Origin of the sequence: Peterkaempfera griseoplana, from assembly GCF_001418575.1 — a bacterium.
GTDB lineage: Bacteria > Actinomycetota > Actinomycetes > Streptomycetales > Streptomycetaceae > Peterkaempfera > Peterkaempfera griseoplana.
The window spans coordinates 1-19,326 of sequence record NZ_LIQR01000117.1; the positions used below are offsets into that span (position 1 = coordinate 1).

Below are 19,326 nucleotides of genomic sequence, written 5' to 3' on the forward strand. Positions count from 1 at the left end.
GTGCTGCACTGGCCGAAGGCGGGGCGCGGGGGGCGGGTGGGGCCGCCGGTGCGGGTGCCGGCGGTGGAGCTGGTGCTGGAGGAGCTGCTGCCGCTGGCCGCGCAGGGACTGGACGCCTGGGGGGTGGAGGCCGCCGACCGGGACCGCTATCTGGGCATCGTGGAGGCGCGGTGCCGGCTGCGGACCAACGGCGCGGCCTGGCAGAGCGCGACCTTCCACCACTTCCGGGACCGCTACGGGCAGGACCGGGCGTCGGCGCTGGCGGCGATGACCCGGCGGTACATGGAGTACATGCGCAGCGGTGAGCCGGTGCACACCTGGCCGGTGGGCTGAACCGGCGGGGTGCGGGGCGCGTCGAACGGCTGTGGAATGATGATCTGCCCGGCCCTCCTGTGTCTGATGGAGCCCCCTTGACCACGATCGAAGACGCCGCGCAGGCTCCCGCGGTCCCCCGGAGGCTGCTCGGCCAGGAACTGGTCATCGTGCTGGCGCTGTCGCTGGGTGCCAGCGGCCTCAGCGCGCTGATCAGCTTCATCGGCTCGCTCACCCGCCGTGCGGCGCTCAAGCAGCAGACCGCCACCCTCAACGGCTCCCTGGCGCCCGGCCGCCCCTGGCTCGACCTGGCCTGGCAGCTGTTCGACATCGGCACGGCCCTGGTGCCCGTCGCCCTGGTCGCCCATCTGCTGCTGCGGGAGGGTTCCTCGGTGCGGGCGCTGGGCCTGGACCTCGCCCACCGCTGGTCCGACCTGCGGCGCGGTACGGCGGTGGCCGCCGTGATCGGCGGCTCCGGGCTCGCCCTGTACCTGGCGGCCCGCGCCGCGGGCGCCAACCTCACCGTGGTGCCCTCCTCGCTGCCCGACGTGTGGTGGCGCATCCCGGTGCTGGTGGCCTCCGCCTGGCAGAACGCCGCGGTGGAGGAGGTCATCGTGGTGGGGTACCTGCTGCGGCGCCTCTCCCAGCTCGGCTGGTCGTGGCCGGCCGCCCTGGTCGCCAGTTCGCTGCTGCGCGGCTCCTACCACCTCTACCAGGGCGTCGGCGGCTTCGTCGGCAATGTGGTGATGGGTGTGGTCTTTTGCCTGCTCTACCGCCGCTGGGGGCGGGTGACGCCGCTGCTGATGGCGCACGCGCTGATCGATACGGTGGCGTTCGTGGGCTACACGGCCCTGGCGGGGCACGTGGGGTGGCTGCCCACCGGCTGACACCACCGGCCCCGCCGTCAGCGGCGCGGGAGGGACGGAGGCCGGGATGGCGCAACGGGAGCAGACGCAGGCCGGGACGGCGGCGGGGGAGCGGGCGCAGGCCCGGGCGATGCTGGGTCACGCGTGGGCGTTGCTGGGCGGCGACCCCTCCGCCGTCCGGCGCGTCCGCTGGACCGGTCCCGAGGGGCTGCTGCCGGCCGCCCTGCCGCTGGGCGCGCTGGCCGGGGCGAGCGTGGGCGCCGCGGCGCTGGCCGCCGCCGAACTCGCCGCCGTACGCACCGGGCACCGCAGCGCACCGCCGTGGGCCACCGTGGACGCCGCCGCCGTCGCGACCGCCTTCGGCAGCGAGCGGCACCTGCGGGTCGACGGCGCCGCCTGGGACACCTGGGCTCCGCTCTCCCGTTTCTGGCCCGCCGCCGACGGCTGGGTCCGTACCCACGCCAACTACCCCCACCACCGCGAGCGGCTGCTCGCCGCCCTCGGGGTGCCCGACAGCGCGGGGGAGGAGGCCGCCCCCGCGCTCGCGGCGGCCGTCGCCGCGCAGCCCGCCGAGGAGACCGCGGCGCGGGTCACCGCCGCGGGCGGGCTGGCCGTCTCCGTCCGCAGCCCGCAGGAGTGGGCCCGCCATCCCCAGGGCGCCGCGGTGGCGGCGCTGCCGCTGCTGCGCCTGGACCGGGTGGGGGACGCGCCCCCGGCGGCGCCGGGCGCGCTGCCGCCGGGCGGCCCGCTGCTCCCGGCCGCCGGGATGCGGGTGCTGGACCTCACCCGGGTGATCGCCGGGCCGGTGGGCACCCGCACCCTGGGCCTGCTGGGCGCCGACGTGCTGCGGATCGACAGTCCCCGGCTGCCGGAGATCCGCGAGCAGCATCTGGACACCGGCTTCGGCAAACGGTCCGCGCTGCTGGACCTGGAGCACCGTGCGGACCGGGAGCGCCTGGAGGAGCTGCTCGCGGGCGCCGACGCCGTGGTGACCGGGTACCGCCCGGGTGCGCTGGACCGCCACGGCCTCTCCCCGGCCGCGCTGCTGGAACGGCACCCGGGGCTGACGGTCGCCACGGTCAGTGCCTGGGGCCCGGACGGGCCGTGGGCGGCGCGGCGCGGCTTCGACAGCCTGGTGCAGACCGCGAGCGGTGTCGCCCGGCTGCTGGCCGCGCCGGACGGCACCCCTGGCGCGCTGCCGGTGCAGGGGCTGGACCACGGCACGGGCTATCTGCTGGCCGCCGCCGTCCTGCGCGCCCAGGCGGGCAAGGCCGCCGACGGCGGCGGCCGGATCGCCCGGCTCTCGCTGGCGCAGACCGCCGCCTGGCTGCTGCGCGGGCCCCATGGCGGGCCCGGCCCCGGCGGCCCCGCCCTCGACCCGGCTCCCCATCTCGCCGAAGCGGCCACCGACCTGGGACGGATCCGCTATGCGCTGCCGCCGGTCGCCCTGGACGGCGGCCCCCGTGACTGGGCGCAGCCGGTGACGGCCTGGGGCAGCGCGGCTCCCGGGTGGCGCTGAGCCGGGTACGGCGGCCCGGGACGCCGGAGGGCGGTGGGGAGCGGTTCAGCGGTGTCCGGTCTGCAGGGCGCCGTCGAGCACGGTGACCGCATGGCCGGAGAGCTGCACCCGCTCGCCGAGCAGCCGGGTGCGGACCAGGCCCGAGCGGGCGGAGGCCTGCAGCCCGGTGAGGACGGTCCGTCCCAGGCGGGCCGACCACAGGGGAGCCAGTGCGGTGTGGGCGCTGCCGGTCACCGGGTCCTCGGCGATCCCCACCGCCGGGCCGAAGAACCGCGACACGAAGTCGTACCCGTCGCCGGGCCGGGCTGCGGCGGCGGTGACGATGACGCCCCGGGGGCCGAGCGCAGCGACGGCCGCCAGGTCGGGGGCGAGCTCCCGGACGGTCCTCTCGTCGGCGACCTCGACCAGCAGGTCGCCGAGCGCCCCGGTGTCGTACGCGGCGACCACGTCCGCACCCAGCGCCTCGGCGGTGCCCTTCGGCGCGGCGACCGGGTCGGTGGGGGCTGCGGGGAAGTCGAGGGTGAAGGTGCCGTCGGATTCGTGCCGGGCGGTCAGCACACCGCTGAGGGTGGTGAACCGCACGCCGTCGTCGGGCAGGGCGCCGTCCTGGTGCAGTGCGTGGGCGGTGGCGAGGGTGGCATGGCCGCAGAGGCCGACCTCCACCGCGGGGGTGAACCAGCGCAGCGCCCAGTCGGCGTCCGCGCCGGGGGGCAGCGGGTGGGCGAACGCGGTCTCGGAGAGGTTGACTTCGGCGGCCACCTGCCGCATCCAGGTCTCCTCGGGCCAGCCGGCCTGCTCCAGCAGGCAGACGGCGGCGGGGTTCCCCGTGAAGGGGCGGTCGGCGAAGGCGTCGATGATCCTGATCCGCATGGGGCGAGCGTAGGCGCGCGGCGGCGGGCGGTTCCACGGCCAATCCGGGACCGGTGGCTCCCCGGCCGGTACGGCGGGCCCGTCCGCTGAGGTGAGGACCCGGCAGCGGGGGAGGGGCCGGGCGGCTCGCGGGTCGGCGGGGCGCCCGGCCGTACGCCGCGGAACGCGGAGCATTCGGGGAGCGGACCGGGCGAGCGGACCGGGCGAGCGGACCGGGCGAGCGGACCGGTCAGGATCGGAGAAGCGCCGGTCACAGGCCGCGTCTAGCCTGGCCACCAGCCGCCGCGGCGGGGACGGTCAGGGGATCGCGGCAACGGCCCCGCCGGCGAAGGCGACCGGACATACTGCTCCCAGCCGCAGGACCGAGCCAGGCGACGCCGGCGGGGACCGGGAAGGCCACCCCCGCCCGACAGATGGAGACACCATGAGCAAGGCCACCAGCCCCGACCCGCGCTCGCCTGCGGCGCACATCGCCGACAGCCACGACCTGATCCGTGTGCACGGCGCCCGGGAGAACAACCTCAAGGACGTCAGCATCGAGCTGCCCAAGCGCCGGCTGACGGTCTTCACCGGGGTCTCCGGCTCGGGCAAGAGCTCGCTGGTGTTCAACACCATCGCCGCGGAGTCGCAGCGGCTGATCAACGAGACCTACAGCGCCTTCGTGCAGGGCTTCATGCCGACGCTGGCGCGGCCCGAGGTCGACGTCCTGGACGGGCTGACCACCGTGATCACCGTCGACCAGCAGCGGCTGGGGGCCGACCCCCGGTCCACGGTCGGCACCGCCACCGACGCCAACGCGATGCTGCGCATCCTCTTCAGCCGGCTCGGGAAGCCGCACATCGGCCCGCCCAGCGCCTATGCCTTCAACGTGCCCTCGGTCCGGGCGAGCGGCGCGATCACCGTGGAGCGCGGGGCCCGGAAGGCGGTGAAGGCCACCTTCAGCCGTACCGGCGGCATGTGCACGCGCTGCGAGGGCCGCGGCAGCGTCTCCGACATCGACCTCACCCAGCTCTACGACGACTCCAAGTCCATCGCGGAGGGCGCGTTCACCATCCCCGGCTGGAAGTCCGACAGCTTCTGGACGGTGCGGGTCTACGCGGAGTCGGGCCTTCTGGACCCGGACAAGCCGATCCGTGACTTCACCGCCCGGGAGATGCACGACTTTCTCCACCGGGAGCCGACGAAGGTGAAGGTCGAAGGGGTCAACCTCACCTACGAGGGGCTGATCCCCAAGATCCAGAAGTCCTTCCTGTCCAAGGACAAGGAGGCGCTGCAGCCGCACATCCGGGCGTTCGTGGAGCGGGCGGTCACCTTCACCACCTGCCCCGAGTGCGACGGCACCCGGCTCAGCGAGGGTGCCCGGGCGTCGAAGGTCGCGGGGATCAGCATCGCCGACGCCTGCGCGATGCAGATCAGCGACCTGGCCGGGTGGGTCCGTGACCTCAGGGAGCCGTCGGTGGCGCCGCTGCTCGCCAAGCTGCAGCACACCCTGGAGTCGTTCACCGAGATCGGCCTGGGCTATCTCTCCCTGGACCGTCCGTCGGGGACGCTGTCGGGCGGCGAGGCGCAGCGCGTCAAGATGATCCGCCATCTCGGCTCCCCGCTGACCGACACCACCTATGTCTTCGACGAGCCCACCACGGGCCTGCACCCCCATGACATCCAGCGGATGAACGGCCTGCTGCTGCGGCTGCGGGACAAGGGCAACACGGTGCTGGTGGTGGAGCACAAGCCGGAGACGATCGCGATCGCCGACCATGTGGTGGACCTCGGCCCGGGGGCCGGGGCGGCGGGCGGCACCGTCTGCTTCGAGGGCACCGTCGAGGGGCTGCGGGCGGCCGGCACCGTCACCGGCCGCCACTTCGACGACCGGGCCTCCCTCAAGGAGTCGGTGCGCAAGCCCACCGGCCTGCTGCCGATCCGGGGGGCGAGCGCACACAACCTGCGGGACGTCGACGTCGACATCCCGCTCGGGGTGCTCGCGGTGGTCACCGGCGTCGCCGGTTCCGGCAAGAGCTCGCTGGTGCACGGGTCGATCCCGCCCGGGGCGGGGGTGGTCTCGGTCGACCAGGGCGCCATCCGCGGTTCCCGGCGGAGCAACCCGGCGACGTACACCGGGCTGCTCGACCCGATCCGCAAGGCGTTCGCCAAGGCCAACGGAGTGAAGCCGGCGCTGTTCAGCGCCAACTCCGAGGGGGCCTGCCCCACCTGCAACGGCGCCGGTGTCGTCTACACCGACCTGGCGATGATGGCCGGCGTCGCCACCACCTGCGAGGAGTGCGAGGGCAAGCGGTTCCAGGCGGCGGTGCTGGACCACCGCCTGGGCGGCCGCGACATCAGCGAGGTGCTGGCGATGCCGGTGACCGAGGCCGAGGAGTTCTTCGGCGCCGGGGAGGCGCACACACCGGCCGCGCACCGCATCCTGGAGCGGCTCGCCGACGTCGGACTGGGCTACCTCACCATCGGGCAGCCACTCACCACGCTCTCCGGCGGCGAGCGGCAGCGGCTCAAGCTGGCCACCCACATGGCGGAGAAGGGCGGGGTGTACGTCCTCGACGAGCCGACCGCGGGTCTGCACCTCGCCGATGTGGAGCAGCTGCTCGGTCTGCTCGACCGGCTCGTCGACTCCGGCAAGTCGGTGATCGTGGTGGAGCACCACCAGGCGGTCATGGCGCACGCCGACTGGATCATCGACCTGGGTCCCGGTGCGGGCCACGACGGCGGCCGGGTCGTCTTCGAGGGCACCCCGGCCGATCTGGTCGCGGCCCGCTCCACCCTCACCGGTGAGCACCTCGCGGCGTACGTCGGAGCCTGAGCGGGTGCCCCCGGGGACGCGGGGGCCGTCCAGGAGCAGCTGATCGGCCGTCAGCGTCGAAAGCTGAGCGACCGTCAGCGAGGCTGGTCGGCCCCCGGAGCCCCCTGTTGCGCCGCGCCGGGGGTACCTGCGGCCCCTGACCGGTCGTTGCGCGCCGCCACGGCGGCGATGCCTGCTTTGCTGCGCCGTCCGTCGGTGACTCTTTGTCATGAGTGGTGACTTCCGGTGGTCGGAGTGGTCGACGGGTCCATTGACCGACGACAGTTACCGATATATCGTCGAGGCATCGAGATGCAACGCTGACCGTTCGAGAGAACCGGAAAGGCGGCGATCGCCATGCGACCCGGATTCCCCTTCGACCCCAGGCACCTCCACCGCCCCGACCACCCCGGGCGCCCTGCCTTCGGGCCCTTCCCGCCCCCGTTCGGCGGCCCCGGCTTCGGGCCCTTCGGGCCGGGCCCCCGGGGCCGCGGCCGGCACGGCGGGCGTGCCCGGCGCGGCAATGTCCGCGCCTCCCTGCTGGCGCTGCTCAGGGAACGCCCCATGCACGGCTACGAGATGATCCAGGAGATCGCCGAGCGCACCTCCGGGGCCTGGCGGCCCAGCCCCGGCTCGGTCTACCCCACGCTCCAGATGCTGGAGGAGGAGGGGCTGATCAGCAGTCAGGAAAGCGGCGGCAAAAGGCTCTTCGAGCTCAGCGAAGCCGGACGGGCCGAGGCCGAGAGCGGGCCCGAGGCACCGTGGGAGGAGGCCGCCGGACCCGATGTGGACTGGGAGGCGCTGCAGGACGCCCGCAAGTCGGTGGGCGGACTCCTGGAGGCGTTCCGCCAGGTGATGACGGCCGGTACCCCCGAGCAGCGCACCAAGGCCGGGGCGGTCATCGCCGAGGCCCGCAGGAAGCTCTATCTGATCCTCGCCGAGGAGGACTGAGCCAGGCCGAGCAGCCCGGCCGCCGGCGGCCGGGTCAGCAGCCGGTCCACATGGGACCGGCTCAGTCCCTCCTCCGGGTCCACCCGCAGCAGCAGCCGGTCGCGCCGCAGCCATGAGCGGCGCACCAGCCGCGGCGGGATGACGTCGTCGAGCCAGGCGAAGGGCCGTCCCGCGGCGTGCCGCAGGATGGGTGCCCACTTGCGCGCCGAGAAGAGCTCCATCAGCGGCACCCGGGGGTCCCCGGGCTGCGGCCGGTACCCGCTGAGGCGTACCACCGGCAGCACCGGCAGGCCGAGCAGCGGCGCGATGTGGAGGTTGGCGTCGTCCTCCCAGGTGGTGGCCCACACCAGCTCGTAGCAGGCCGCCAGCTCCCGCAGCCAGACGCCGTGGCGGGCCGAGAGCAGCACGGTGTACCCGAGCAGGGTGTGGGTGTCGAAGCCGCCTCGCGGGTCGGGGCGTGCCGGATTGAGCACCCCGTCGATGTCCAGGTACAGCAGCGGTCTGTGCATGGCGTCCCCCGTCCGTGTGCACCTTCCCAGCGTTGGACGGCCCCGCGGGCGGGCGCGGTTGCGGCGCACGGGGGGCCGGGCGGGGCGCACACCGCGGCTGCGGGCGGTCCGGGGCCGCCCGGCGCTGTGCCGCGGGGTGCGGCAGGATGGGCGGCGAGCGATCTCCCGGGCTGCCCGCGGTGGGCGGACGGGCGCGCCACGGGTTGCGAGGAGGCTGCGGGTGGAGTGCACGGCGGCGGGGCCGGGGTCCGGCGGCGGGGAGGCCGGGTCGCTTGCGGAGGTGCTGAGGGGGCGGCCGCCGATGGCCCGGGAACTGCCCTCCTTCGACACCGGGCGGGCGCCCGACCGGCCCGGTCCGCTCTTCGAGGAGTGGCTGCTGGGGGCGGTACGGGCCGGGGTGCCCGACGCCCAGGTGGTCACCCTGAGCACGGTGGACGCCGACGGGCGCCCGGACGCCCGGGTGCTGGTGCTGCGCGACGTGGACGCGGAGCGCGGCGCGTGGTGGTTCGCGGCCGACGCGGACAGCCCCAAGGGCCGCCAGCTCGCGGCGACGCCCTGGGCCGCGCTCACGGTCTACTGGCCGGCGCTCGGCCGCCAGGTGCGGCTGCGGGGGCGGGTGGAGACCGGCGGCGCCGAGCAGGCGGCGGCGGACTTCCGGCTGCGCAGCCCGGCCGCCCGTATCGCGGTCCTGGTCGGCCGGCAGAGCGAACGTCTCGACGGCGACGCGGAGTTGGCCGACGCCTGGCGGGAGGCCGAGGCCGTACTGGACCGGGATCCGCAGACGGTCGCCCCGAGTCACACCCTGTACGCGGTCGTCGCCGACGAGGTGGAGTTCTGGCAGGGCGACCCCGGCCGCCGCCATGTGCGGCTGGCGTACACCCGCAACCCGGACGCCACCTGGCGCCGCGGCCTGCTCTGGCCCTGATGCGGGCTTCGCCCGGTCTCAGTCCAGCGCACCGCGCAGAAACGCCAGGGTGCGCCGCCATGCGATGCCGGCCTGCTCCGGGTCGTGGGTCCCCAGCAGGTTCTCGTCGTTCATGAAGGCATGGCCTGCCGGATAGAAGTGGATCTCCGGTTTGCGGCCGGAGGCGGCCTCGATCCGTGCGGCGGCGTCGTCCACCGCGGCCATGGAGATCCCGTGGTCCTGCTCCGCGTAGTGGCCGAGCACCTCGGCGGTCAGCCCCCGGTAGTCGAAGCCGGGGGCGTCCGGCAGCCCGTAGAAGGGGACCGCCGCGGCCACCCGGTCGCCCTCCTGGGCGGCCAGCACCAGCGCGAACCCGCCGCCCATGCAGAACCCCACCGCGCCCACCGCGTCCCCGGTGACGGCGGGATGCGCCAGCAGGAAGTCCACCGCCCCGCGCAGGTCCCGCGCCGCTCGCTCCACCGGCAGCTGCTGCTTCAGCCGCGAGGCCTCCTCGCGGTCATGGGTGGTGGCGCCGCCGAAGAGGTCCGGCGCGAGCGCGGTGAAGCCCTCCGCCGCGAAGCGGTCGGCCATCGCGGCGATGTGCGAGGTCAGGCCCCACCACTCCTGGACGACCACCAGGCCCGGGCCGGAGCCGGCGGGCGGCAGCGCGAGGTAGCCGTGCGCCTCCCTGCCGTTGCTGGGGAAGGAGACGTTCTGCTGGGAACCACCCGGGTCGGCCATTTGCCCCTCCTCAGGGACGGCATGTGCACGGCACGCGGGGCGGGTCGACCCGCGCCGACGATGGTATTAGCCCGGTGCCGATCCCGCGCGCCACCACGCTGACCTCTTCGGGTGGCGGCGATCCTCCCGCCTGGGCCTCGAGTGCCAGTACAACGATGGTATCTGTGGGTTGACGCATCGTCACAATACGCAGCAGACTGCTCGCAGCGATCCCGTCAGGGTCGACCTCCTCCCCGTGGAGGAGCGCGGCCCGCGTCGGCCCTCCTCCCGGTGGATCCCGGGACGGTCCTCCGAGAGGACGACCGTGCCCGTGGCCGAGTGATGTGGTGGATACGTGCAACCAGACTTCATGTGCACCACCCCGGCATCCGAGCTGCCCACCGCCCTGCGTTCAGTGGCGGCCGCGGCGCGCCGCAGAGCCGCCCGCGCCGGCGACGAGGAGGTCGACACCGGCCATCTGCTGCACTCGCTGCTGGAGTCGGACCCGGAGGCGCTCGCCGCCGCCGCCCCGCTGCCCCACCAGGCCGCCCGGCTGATGGGCTATCTGGTGCAGCGCAGCATCGGCTTCGGCCGCCAGTGGCAGGGCACCGCCGAGCAGCGCACGCCGGGCCGGGGGCCCTCCGTCGGGCAGCCCGAGCGGGACCCGGCCGCGCAGCCCCAGTGCAACGCCGCCGCAGCCGGGGCGCTGGACCGGGCGGCGGGCGGCACCGGAGGGCTGGCGCTGCTGGCGGCACTGGCCGCCGACCCCGACAGCCGGGCCGTGCAGATCCTCCTCGCGGCGGGCATCGACCCGATCGCGGTACGGGCCCGCTGCGCAGGGGCGCGCCGTACCGTCTAGGACCCGACCGGGCCCGCGCCTCACCCCATGGACTCAAGGGTCCGGCCGCGTGTCTCGCGGATGCAGAGGGCGACGAACGGGATCGACAGCAGGGCGAAGCAGGCGTAGATCGCGTAGGTGGCCGACAGGTTCCAGTCGGCGAGCGAGGGGAAGGAGACGGTGATCGCCCAGTTGGCGAGCCACTGGGCGGAGGCCGCGACCCCCAGCGCCAGCGCGCGGATCCGGTTGGGGAACATCTCACCGAGCAGCACCCACACCACCACGCCCCAGGAGAAGGCGAAGCAGAGCACGAAGAAGTGCGCCGCGACCAGCGCCACCGTACCCTGGGCGCCGGGGAGGTGCGCGGAGGTGCCGGTGCCGGTGCGGTACGAGAAGGCCCAGGAGGCCACGGCCAGCGCCACCGCCATCCCGGCCGAGCCGGCCAGCGCCAGCGGTTTGCGGCCGATCCGGTCGACCAGCGTCATGGCGATCACGGTGCCGACGATGTTGATGACCGAGGTGGACAGGCTGATCAGCAGCGAGCTGCTCTCCTTGATGCCGACCGACTGCCACAGCAGCGACGAGTAGTAGAAGATCACGTTGATGCCCACGAACTGCTGGAACACCGAGGCGCCGATGCCCACCCAGACGATGGGCAGCAGACCGCCCCGGCCCCCGGTCAGATCACGCATCCGGGCCCGCTGCTCGGTCGCCATGACCGCACGGATCTCCGCGATCCGGGCGTCCAGGTCGGCCTCCGGCCCCTCCACCTCGGCGAGTACGGCGCGCGCCCTGGCCTCGCGCCCGGATGCGATCAGGTAGCGGGGGGACTCCGGGATGGCCAGCGACATCATGCCGTACACCAGCGCGGGGACGGTCTCCACGCCGAGCATCCAGCGCCAGGCCTCGATGCCGCCCAGCTTTCCGGTGGAGACGCCGCCGGCGGCCTGGTTGATGGCGTAGTTGGCCAGCTGGGAGACGGCGATGCCGAGGACGATCGCCAGCTGCTGGAAGGAGCCGAGCCGCCCCCGGTAGGCGGGCGGGGCGACCTCCGCGATATAGGCCGGGGCGATCACCGAGGCGATGCCGATGGCGATGCCGCCGACCACCCGCCAGGTCGCCAGGACGCCGATGCCCGGCGGGAACATCGAGCCCACCCCGCTGATCGCGAAGAGCACCGCGGCCAGCTGCATGATGCGGATGCGGCCGAACCGGTCGGCCAGCCAGCCCGCCCCCGCAGCGCCCGCGGCGGATCCCAGCAGCGCGGCGGCGACGGTGGCGGCGGTGGTGGCGTCACTGACGGCGAAGTGGGACTTGATGCCAGTCACCGCACCGTTGATCACCGCACTGTCGTAGCCGAAGAGGAACCCGCCCATGGCCGCGCTGGCGGCGATGAAGACCACATGGGCGAGGGGTGTCTCCGCGGCGGGGTGCTGCGCTTGTGTGCTGGTCAGGGTGGGCTCCCGGGGCCGGGGCGGAGCCGTCCGGCGCCGGCCGGTCGACGTGGTCCGCCTCCATGACATCAGGAAAGCCGGTGTATCGCACGTATCATCCGGTGATGGTGGGATATGGAAGGTTTCCTGATGTCATGACCCCCTGCGTCCTCCGGGGCGTCAGTCCACCGGGCAGCCCCCGGCCCTGGCGGCGGCGCGGCGCAGCAGCTGGGCCCGGGCGGCCGCGTCACGGGGCAGACCGCGTTCGGCGAGCCGTTCGGCCGCCGCGGCCTGCTGGGCGGGGCTCTTCTTGTCGTCGTACTTGAACTTCGCCCTGACCCGGCGCACCGTCAGCCGCATGCCGCGCAGCCCGGTGAGCTGGTCACCGAAGGGAGCGGCGCCGGGGACGATGGTGTCGACCGGTGTCTCCGGCTGGAAGTGGGCCAGCTGCCGCACCAGCAGGTCGGCCTTCTCCGAAGGGTCGTCCAGGATCTGCGCGGTGCAGTCGAACTGCACGGCGGCGTAGTAGCTGGTGGGGACGCCGTGCTCGGGAGGGGTGCCGTCGGGAGCCCGCCAGTGCCCGGGTGCGTAGGCGTAGTCGTCGGTGACGGTGAGGGTGGCGTGCGGGTCGGCGCGCAGGGCCTCCCACAGCGGGTTGGGGGCGGCCAGGTGCACCAGGATCTCCCCGCGGTCGGCGTCCAGCAGGAAGTGGGTGGGGGTGACCACGGGCCCACTGCCGTCCGGGCCGTTGGCGGCGAGCGTCCCGAAGTCGTGGCCGGCGGCGAGCCAGGCGCGCCACTCGGCCTCCTCGCCGCGGTCCCAGGAGCGGATCAGCACGGTGGGTCCTCCTTCAGCTGCGCTCGCCCAGGTACCCGGGCAGGGGGCGGTCGGGTGCGAGGCCGGGGTCGGGCACGGGGGTGCCGTGCACGGTGCGCACCGGGATCACCCCGGCCCAGTACGGCAGGTCCAGGTCCTCGGGGTCGTCGTCGGCGCCGTCGGCGCGGACCTTGGCGGAGACCTCGTCGAGGTCCAGGCGTACGACGGCGGTGGCGGCCAGCTCCTTGTCGTTGGCGGGCCGGCAGTCGCCCGCGCGGCCGGGCACGGCCTGGTTGACCAGGGCGTCCAGGGCGATGGCCCGCTCCGCCGGGTCGGTGACCTGGCGGGCGGTGCCGTGGGCGACCACGGAGCGGAAGTTGACGGAGTGGTTGAACGCGGAGCGGGTCAGCACCAGGCCGTCCACCAGGGTGACGGTGACGCAGACCGGCATGCCGGCGTCGGCGGCGCCGCGCAGCGGGCGGCTGCCGGTGGAGCCGTGGACGTACAGCCGGTCGCCGACCCGGGCGTAGAGGGTGGGCAGGACCACCGGGGCGCCGTCCACCACGAACCCCAGGTGGCAGAGGTAGCCCTCGTCGAGGATGGCGTGGATGGCCTCGCGCTCCCAGGTGGCGCGCTCCCGGTACCGGGTGGGTGTGGTGCGCGGGGCTCGGGTGAACTCCTGGGTACCGTCGACCGACATGACAACCTCTCTGCACTAGTGCATAATCTTCTTTGTGCTAGGAGAGTATCGAATCAGCGGGCGCCGCGCCACGGAGATCGCCGCCGACGTCGAACGGGCCGTCGGCACGGGCGAGTTGGCCCCCGGCCAGTCGCTGCCCCCGCTGCGCGACCTCGCCGCCGAGCTCCGGGTCAACCCCAACACGGTCGCCGCCGCCTACCGCCTGCTCCGCGACCGCGGCGTCATCGAGACCGCCGGCCGCCGCGGCAGCCGCATCCGCCCCCGGCCCGCGGTGGCCCCCCGCGACCAGATCCGGGTCGAGGTCCCCGCCGACGCCCGCAACCTCGCCGACGGCAACCCCGACACCGCCCTGCTCCCGCCGCTCGCCCCGGCCGCTGCCGCGGCCGCCGCCTCCCTGGACCGCGACCCCGTCCTCTACGGCTGCCCGGCCGCCGACCCGCCGCTGCTCGCCCTGGCCGAGGCCGCCTTCCGCGCCGACGGCGCCCCCGAGGGGCGGCTCGCCGTGGCGTCCGGCTCCCTGGACGCCATGGAGCGGATCTTCGGAGTCCACCTGCGCCCCGGCGACGCGGTCGCCGTCGAGGACCCCGGCTGGGGCAGCCTGCTCGACCTGGTGCCCGCGCTGGGACTGCGCGCCCTGCCGGTGGCCGTGGACGACCAGGGCCCGCTGCCCGACCAGGTCGCCCGCGCCCTGGCCGGCGGAGCCCGCGCCCTGGTGATCACCAGCCGCGCGCAGAACCCCACCGGCGCGGCCCTCACCCCCGCCCGGGCGGCCGACCTGCGGGCCGTCCTCGCCGCCCACCCCGATGTGCTGCTGGTCGAGGACGACCACGGCCACGGCATCGTCGACCAGCCCTACCAGCCCCTCGCCGCCGCCCCGGGCGGCCCGCCGCTGGTCACCCACTGGGCCGTGGTGCGCTCCGCGGCCAAGGCGTACGGGCCCGATCTGCGGCTCGCCGTCGCGCTGGGCGACCCCGCCACCATCGACCGGGTCCTGGGCCGCCAGCGGCTGGGCGCCGGATGGGTCAGCCATCTGCTGCAGCGCACCGTCGCCGAACTCTGGCGCACCGGCGCCGCCCCCGCCCCCAAGGTCGCCGCCGCCTACCGGGAACGGCGTGACGCCCTGCTGAACGCCCTCGCCGGGCTCGGGGTGCCCGCCCACGGCGCCAGCGGCCTCAGCATCTGGATCCCGGTACGCGACGAGGCCGCGGCCGTCGCCGGACTGCTCCAGCGCGGCTGGGCCGTCGCCCCCGGCGCCCGCTTCCGGCTCCAGTCGCCCCCCGGCATCCGGATCACCGTCTCCACCCTCGCCCCGCACGACACCCCGGCCCTCGCCGCAGACATCGCCGCCGCCCTCAACCACCGGGAACCGCCCACCGGCCGCCTCGCCTGACACCCCGTCGGACCCGCCGGCGGCCCGCCGCCGCCCGGGCCCGAATGCGGCCAGTCATAAGCGGGCCGCCACCGGGGTAGCCGCCGGACATGCAGCGGATCAGCGACTTCGACAGGCGCCTGTTCAACCGCGTCGCGGCCGCCCGGCTGCGGCGCGCCCACCCGGTACTGCCACGGCTCAGCCGGGCCGCCGACCACGGGATGCTGTGGATGGGCACCGCGGCGCTGCTGGGCGCCGCCGGCGGCCGCAGCGCCCGCCGGGCGGCCCTGCGCGGCATCGGCTCGCTCGCGGTCGCCTCGCTGGCCGCCAACACCGCGGGCAAGTGGGCGACCCGCCGCGGCCGCCCGCTGGTCGACACGGTGCCGCTGATCCGCCGCCTGGCCCGGCAGCCGCTCACCAGCTCCTTCCCCTCCGGCCATGCCGCCTCCGCAGCCGCCTTCGCCACCGGTGTCGCCCTGGAGGCCCCCGGGTACGGCGCCCTGGTGGTCCCGGTCGCCGCCGCGGTGGCCGCCTCCCGGGTCTACGTCGGCGTGCACTACCCCGGCGACGTGCTGGCCGGCTGCGCCCTGGGCGTCGGAGCCGCCGCGCTCACCTGCCGCTGGTGGCCGCTGCGCCCCGGGCGGCCCGCCGAGGCGCGGCCCCGCACCTCCGCGCCGGCGCTGCCGGGCGGCCGGGGACTGGTGGTGGTGGTCAACAGCCGGGCGGGCAACGGCGCGCTGGGCTCCCCGGACCCTGAGGAGCGGCTGCGGCTGCTGCTGCCGGCGGCCGAGATCGTCCCCTGCACGCCCGACGACGACCTGGGCGAACTGCTGGAGAAGGCCGCCCGCCGGGCCGCCGAACTGGGCGGGGCGCTGGGGGTGTGCGGCGGCGACGGCAGTGTCAACGCCGCCGCGGTGGTCGCCGCCCGCACCGGCCTGCCGCTGGCGGTCTTCCCCGGCGGCACCCTCAACCACTTCGCGGCCGACCTCGGCGTGGAGACCCTGGAGTCGTGCGCCGACGCCGTGGACGCAGGGGAGGCCGTCGCCGTGGACCTGGCCACGGCCAGGCCGCTGGACGGCGGTGACACCGCTCCCGCGTCCTTCCTCAACACCTTCAGCATCGGCGTGTACCCCGAACTGGTCCGCGCCCGCGAACGCCTGGAGAGCCGGCTGGGCAAGTGGCCCGCCGTCGCCGTCGGCCTGGTACGGGTGCTCTGGTCGGCCCAGCCGCACACCGTGGAGGTCAACGGCCGGCCCCGCCGGCTGTGGCTGCTCTTCGCGGGCAACGGCACCTACCAGCCCGAGGGGTTCGCGCCCACCTACCGGCCCCGGCTTGACGACGGACTGCTGGACGTCCGCGCGGTGGACGGCAGCCGTCCGCTGGCGCGGACCCGGCTGGTCGTCGCCGTGCTCACCGGCACCCTGGGCCGCTCCCGGGTCGTCACGGCGGCCCGGCTGCAGCGGCTGCGGCTCTCCGGCCTCGGCGCGGTGGCCGACCTCTCGTACGACGGCGAGGTCGCGCCCGCGCCGGACGCGCTGCTGCTGGAGAAGCAGCCGCGGGCGCTGACCGTCTACCGTCCGGCCTGAGCGGTCACTTCGCGCGCACCGCTCCCCGCAGGATCTTGCCCTCGGTGGAGAGCAGCCCGCCGCGCTGGTCGAAGCGGGGGCTCCTGGCGAACATCAGATAGAGGTACTTGGGGTTCTCCGCGAACCAGTAGCCGGGGGTGAGATCGCCCAACTGCACCGGGGAGGAGGTGACGTCGGCCGCCACCGTGTAGCCGCCCGGCACCCGCAGATGGTCGCGCAGGCCGCGGAAGTACCGGTAGGCGGAGCGCTTGTACGCGGCGTCCCCGGTCAGCCGCCACAGGTCGAAGGCGGAGTTGGCGTACTCGGGCCGCAGGTCGTTGCGGGGGGAGGTGACCTGCAGCCGGGTGAAGTCGACGGCCTCCGGCAGCAGCGGATAGGTGTCCAGCAGCGCCGTCCACGTCCGGTGGTAGTCCGCGCCCTGCGCCAGGTTGCCGCCCTTGCCCAGCAGGCCCGCGTAGAAGGAGCCCAGCTCCGACTGGCCGTGCCCGATCGTCCGCCCGGTCTCCGCGTCGACCTGGGCGAACCACAGGCGGCCGTTGCGGCGCTGGCTCTGCACCCGCAGCACCGCGTCGGTGAGCAGCCGGTACCAGTCGCTCAGCTCCCGGTCGCCGAAGAGCTCGCCGCCGGCCCACAGGTACTCGTAGAAGGAGTCGACCGGAGGGTTGGGGGCGACCGAGGCGGTGTCCAGCCAGCGCCCGCTCTCGGTGTCCAGGGTGGTGCCCAGCAGGTCCAGCGACGAGCGGCGCTCCAGCACCGCCCGGTAGGCGCGCTTGGCCGCGTCGTAGTAGCGGCTGTCCCCGGTGAGCTGGGAGAGCAGGCCGAACTCCAGGATGTTGCTGCCGATCTCGGCCAGCGGGGGATTGGTGCCGGACACGGCGCCGGTACGCAGATTGACATGGGTGTACGGGATGCCGGTGGGCGAGGCGGTGAACGCCGGGAGCAGCCGGTCCGTCAACTCGCGGCAGCGCTGGAGCAGCTGCGGCCTGCCCGTGCACAGATGGCCCGACAGCAGACCGCCGACCAGCCGGATCACCGCCTCGAAGACATGGATGTCACCGTCCTGCGCGGGGTCCAGGTGCCGCTCGATCCAGTCCGCGGCGAGCTTCACCTCATGGTCCAGCTCCATCACGTACAGGGTGTCCAGCGCCTCCACGATGGAGAGCCCGAAGGTGCGGCCCGGCAGATAGAAGTCGTTGTGGCCCGCGGAGAGCGGCCGCAGCTCGTCGTGCCCCCAGGCGCCGCGTTTGTACCCCTCCCAGCTGTGCACGAACTCCGCCTTCACCTGCCGTGCCACTTCCGGGTCGGAGGGGACGGCGGCCCGGCCCGGCGTCGCGGCCGGCGGCACGCTCCGCGGCGCGGCGGCGGCCGGGCGCGCGGGCAGCAGGGTGGCCAGGGCGGTGGCCGCGGCGGCACCGAGCACGCCGCGGCGGGGGAGCCGGGCGCGGAGCGCGGCGGACGAGAGCGATCGCATGATCGTAGGACGCTACCGCCGCCACCCGGCCGCCGGATCGCCGTCGCGGGCCCCCGGAACGCCGCCGACCCTGCCGCAGCGGGCCGTACGGGCCCTGCGGGCGCCCCCGAAAGTCACCCGTGCGGGTGACCCTCCACTGCTGCCTTCGGCTCACCCCAGTGGGTGAGGCGGGGCGGCTGCGGAGCGGGCGGGCCGCCGGGGAGCACCACCCGGAAGACCGTCCGGCCCGGGCGGCTCTCCACCGCCACACCGCCGCCGTGCGCCGTCACCACCGCCCGGACGATGGCCAGTCCCAGCCCGGTGCTGCCCGACGTCCGCGAGCGCGCCCGGTCGCCCCGGACGAAGCGGTCGAAGACCGCGTCGCCCAGGCCCGGTGGCAGACCCGGCCCGTCGTCGGTGACGGTCAGCACCACCGTGCCGTCCGCCGCAGCGGGCGGATCGAGCCGCAGCGTCACCGTGGTGCCCTCGGGAGTGTGGGCCCTGGCGTTGGCCAGCAGATTCCCCACCACCTGCCGCAGCCGGTGCTCGTCCCCGGCCACCGTCACCGGCTCCTCGGGCAGCTCCAGCCGCCACCGCCGCCCCGGGCCGGCGGCCCGGGCGTCCGCGGCGCAGTCCACCGCCAGCAGGGTCAGGTCCACCTGCTCCCGGGCCAGCGGGCGGCCGGCGTCCAGCCGGGCCAGCAGCAGCAGGTCGTCCACGATGGCGCCCATCCGCAGCGACTCGGACTGGATCCGCTCCAGCGCACGGCTGACACCGGCCGGCACCGGACCGGGGTGGCGCAGCGCCAGCTCGGCGTGGCCCCGCACGGTGGCCACGGGGGTCCGCAGCTCATGGCTGGCGTCGGCGGCGAACGCCCGCAGCCGCTCCTCCACGGCGTGCCGCTGGCCGAGGGAGTCCTCGACATGGCCCAGCATCCGGTTGAGAGCGGCGCCGACCCGCCCGACCTCGGTCCGCGGGTCGGCGTCCGGTGCCCTTTCGGAGAGCGCCACCCGTCCGCTGGCCAGCGGAAGCTCACTGACCCGCTGCGCGGTGTCGGCGACCCGCCGCAGCGGGCGCAGCGACAGCCGTACCCACACCGCCCCCGCCGAGCCCGCCGCCACCAGGGCGACGCAGAACACCACGGCCTCGACCGCTGCCTGCCGGTGCACCGTCTGCTCCACGGGCTCCAGCGGAAGACCGGTCACCAGGACGTCGCCGTCCTCTCCCGGGACCGCACGCATCCGGTACGGGCCCAGCGCGGAGAGGCGGACGGTGCGGGCCCGGCCGTCCGGGGACAGCGCCGCCAGGGTGCGGCGGTCACCGGCGGTCAGGGTCACGGTGTCGTCGGCGTTGCCGCCCCGCAGGTCGTCGGCGTCCGCGTCGACCACGCCGCACCGGGTGACCCGGCCGCCGGCCAGCCGGGCCCCGAAGGTGCCGTCGGCCTGAGCCCGGGTGTCGCTGCCCTCGTCCGGACGGCCGCCGAGGGGGTGCTCCAGGCTCGCGGCGTAGCGGCCTCCGGCGTCGGCCAGCTGCTGGTCGAGGCGGGTCACCAGGAAGCGGTCCAGAGCGGTGGTGGTGGCCAGCCCGACGCCGGTGCAGGTGACGGCCAGCAGCACCAGCAGGCCGGCGATCAGCCGGGCCCGCAGGGTGCGCGGCAGGGCCCGCCGGGCCAGGGCGGACCAGGCCGCC

16 protein-coding genes and 1 pseudogene are annotated in these 19,326 nt (G+C 75.2%); 9 read left to right on the forward strand and 8 right to left on the reverse strand.

The annotated features are described in order from the left end of the window. The 3 genes and pseudogenes from AOK09_RS09945 to AOK09_RS09955 form a co-directional block, all read left to right on the forward strand. A pseudogene (locus AOK09_RS09945) lies at window positions 1-333 on the forward strand (glutamate--cysteine ligase); the annotation flags it as partial. A gap of 77 nt (window positions 334-410) precedes the next feature. Next, the gene (locus AOK09_RS09950; protein WP_407675384.1) at window positions 411-1,199 is read left to right on the forward strand and encodes a CPBP family intramembrane glutamic endopeptidase; all 789 of its coding nucleotides are present in this window, start codon (window positions 411-413) and stop codon (window positions 1,197-1,199) included. A gap of 46 nt (window positions 1,200-1,245) precedes the next feature. Next, complete coding sequence (locus tag AOK09_RS09955) at window positions 1,246-2,697, forward strand: CoA transferase (protein ID WP_407675385.1); 1,452 nt, start codon at window positions 1,246-1,248, stop codon at window positions 2,695-2,697. 45 nt (window positions 2,698-2,742) lie between these two features. Here AOK09_RS09955 and AOK09_RS09960 read toward each other — a convergent pair whose 3' ends face one another. Beyond that, the gene (locus AOK09_RS09960; protein WP_055586773.1) at window positions 2,743-3,567 is read right to left on the reverse strand and encodes a PhzF family phenazine biosynthesis protein; all 825 of its coding nucleotides are present in this window, start codon (window positions 3,565-3,567) and stop codon (window positions 2,743-2,745) included. 424 nt (window positions 3,568-3,991) lie between these two features. Here AOK09_RS09960 and AOK09_RS09965 point away from each other — a divergent pair, with 424 nt between their 5' ends. Further along, the gene (locus AOK09_RS09965; RefSeq protein ID WP_055586774.1) at window positions 3,992-6,382 is read left to right on the forward strand and encodes an ATP-binding cassette domain-containing protein; all 2,391 of its coding nucleotides are present in this window, start codon (window positions 3,992-3,994) and stop codon (window positions 6,380-6,382) included. 336 nt (window positions 6,383-6,718) lie between these two features. Then, window positions 6,719-7,312 (forward strand): PadR family transcriptional regulator, encoded by a 594-nt coding sequence (locus AOK09_RS09970; RefSeq protein WP_055586775.1) that lies wholly within the window; start codon window positions 6,719-6,721, stop codon window positions 7,310-7,312. Here the strand turns inward: AOK09_RS09970 and AOK09_RS09975 are convergent. Further along, window positions 7,285-7,821 carry an HAD domain-containing protein gene (locus AOK09_RS09975; protein ID WP_055586776.1) on the reverse strand — a complete coding sequence of 179 codons (537 nt, stop codon included), beginning with the start codon at window positions 7,819-7,821 and terminating at the stop codon, window positions 7,285-7,287. The two genes, AOK09_RS09970 and AOK09_RS09975, sit on opposite strands and share 28 nt — an antisense overlap. Window positions 7,822-8,041: 220 nt before the next feature. Between AOK09_RS09975 and AOK09_RS09980 the strand changes: the two genes are divergently transcribed. Further along, window positions 8,042-8,746, forward strand: coding sequence for a pyridoxine/pyridoxamine 5'-phosphate oxidase (locus AOK09_RS09980; protein ID WP_055586777.1), 705 nt, complete (start codon window positions 8,042-8,044; stop codon window positions 8,744-8,746). An 18-nt stretch (window positions 8,747-8,764) separates the two neighbouring features. On the opposite strand, the gene AOK09_RS09985 is transcribed toward AOK09_RS09980, so the two are convergent. Beyond that, a complete protein-coding gene (locus tag AOK09_RS09985) occupies window positions 8,765-9,466 on the reverse strand; it encodes a dienelactone hydrolase family protein (RefSeq protein WP_055586778.1) in 702 nt (233 codons plus the stop codon). A gap of 334 nt (window positions 9,467-9,800) precedes the next feature. On the opposite strand from AOK09_RS09985, the gene AOK09_RS09990 reads away from it, so the two are divergent. Then, on the forward strand, window positions 9,801-10,304 hold the full coding sequence (locus AOK09_RS09990; RefSeq protein WP_245687209.1) for a Clp protease N-terminal domain-containing protein: 504 nt from the start codon (window positions 9,801-9,803) through the stop codon (window positions 10,302-10,304). Window positions 10,305-10,324: 20 nt separating this feature from the next. On the opposite strand, the gene AOK09_RS09995 is transcribed toward AOK09_RS09990, so the two are convergent. From AOK09_RS09995 to AOK09_RS10005, 3 genes are all read right to left on the reverse strand, one after another. Further along, complete coding sequence (locus AOK09_RS09995) at window positions 10,325-11,737, reverse strand: sugar porter family MFS transporter (RefSeq protein ID WP_055586802.1); 1,413 nt, start codon at window positions 11,735-11,737, stop codon at window positions 10,325-10,327. A 159-nt stretch (window positions 11,738-11,896) separates the two neighbouring features. Further along, on the reverse strand, window positions 11,897-12,553 hold the full coding sequence (locus AOK09_RS10000; RefSeq protein ID WP_055586780.1) for an FMN-binding negative transcriptional regulator: 657 nt from the start codon (window positions 12,551-12,553) through the stop codon (window positions 11,897-11,899). Between the two features lie 13 nt (window positions 12,554-12,566). Then, window positions 12,567-13,232, reverse strand: a complete 666-nt coding sequence (locus AOK09_RS10005; protein ID WP_055586781.1) for a pyridoxamine 5'-phosphate oxidase family protein — start codon at window positions 13,230-13,232, stop codon at window positions 12,567-12,569. A 34-nt stretch (window positions 13,233-13,266) separates the two neighbouring features. On the opposite strand from AOK09_RS10005, the gene AOK09_RS10010 reads away from it, so the two are divergent. Both AOK09_RS10010 and AOK09_RS10015 read left to right on the forward strand, forming a co-directional pair. Continuing rightward, on the forward strand, window positions 13,267-14,622 hold the full coding sequence (locus AOK09_RS10010) for an aminotransferase class I/II-fold pyridoxal phosphate-dependent enzyme (RefSeq protein WP_055586782.1): 1,356 nt from the start codon (window positions 13,267-13,269) through the stop codon (window positions 14,620-14,622). Window positions 14,623-14,711: 89 nt separating this feature from the next. After that, a complete protein-coding gene (locus AOK09_RS10015) occupies window positions 14,712-16,187 on the forward strand; it encodes a bifunctional phosphatase PAP2/diacylglycerol kinase family protein (protein ID WP_055586783.1) in 1,476 nt (491 codons plus the stop codon). A 4-nt stretch (window positions 16,188-16,191) separates the two neighbouring features. On the opposite strand, the gene AOK09_RS10020 is transcribed toward AOK09_RS10015, so the two are convergent. Then, window positions 16,192-17,658, reverse strand: coding sequence for a glycoside hydrolase family 47 protein (locus AOK09_RS10020; protein ID WP_055586784.1), 1,467 nt, complete (start codon window positions 17,656-17,658; stop codon window positions 16,192-16,194). 113 nt (window positions 17,659-17,771) lie between these two features. Beyond that, window positions 17,772-19,310, reverse strand: coding sequence for a sensor histidine kinase (locus AOK09_RS10025; protein WP_079062907.1), 1,539 nt, complete (start codon window positions 19,308-19,310; stop codon window positions 17,772-17,774). Window positions 19,311-19,326: the final 16 nt, after the last annotated feature.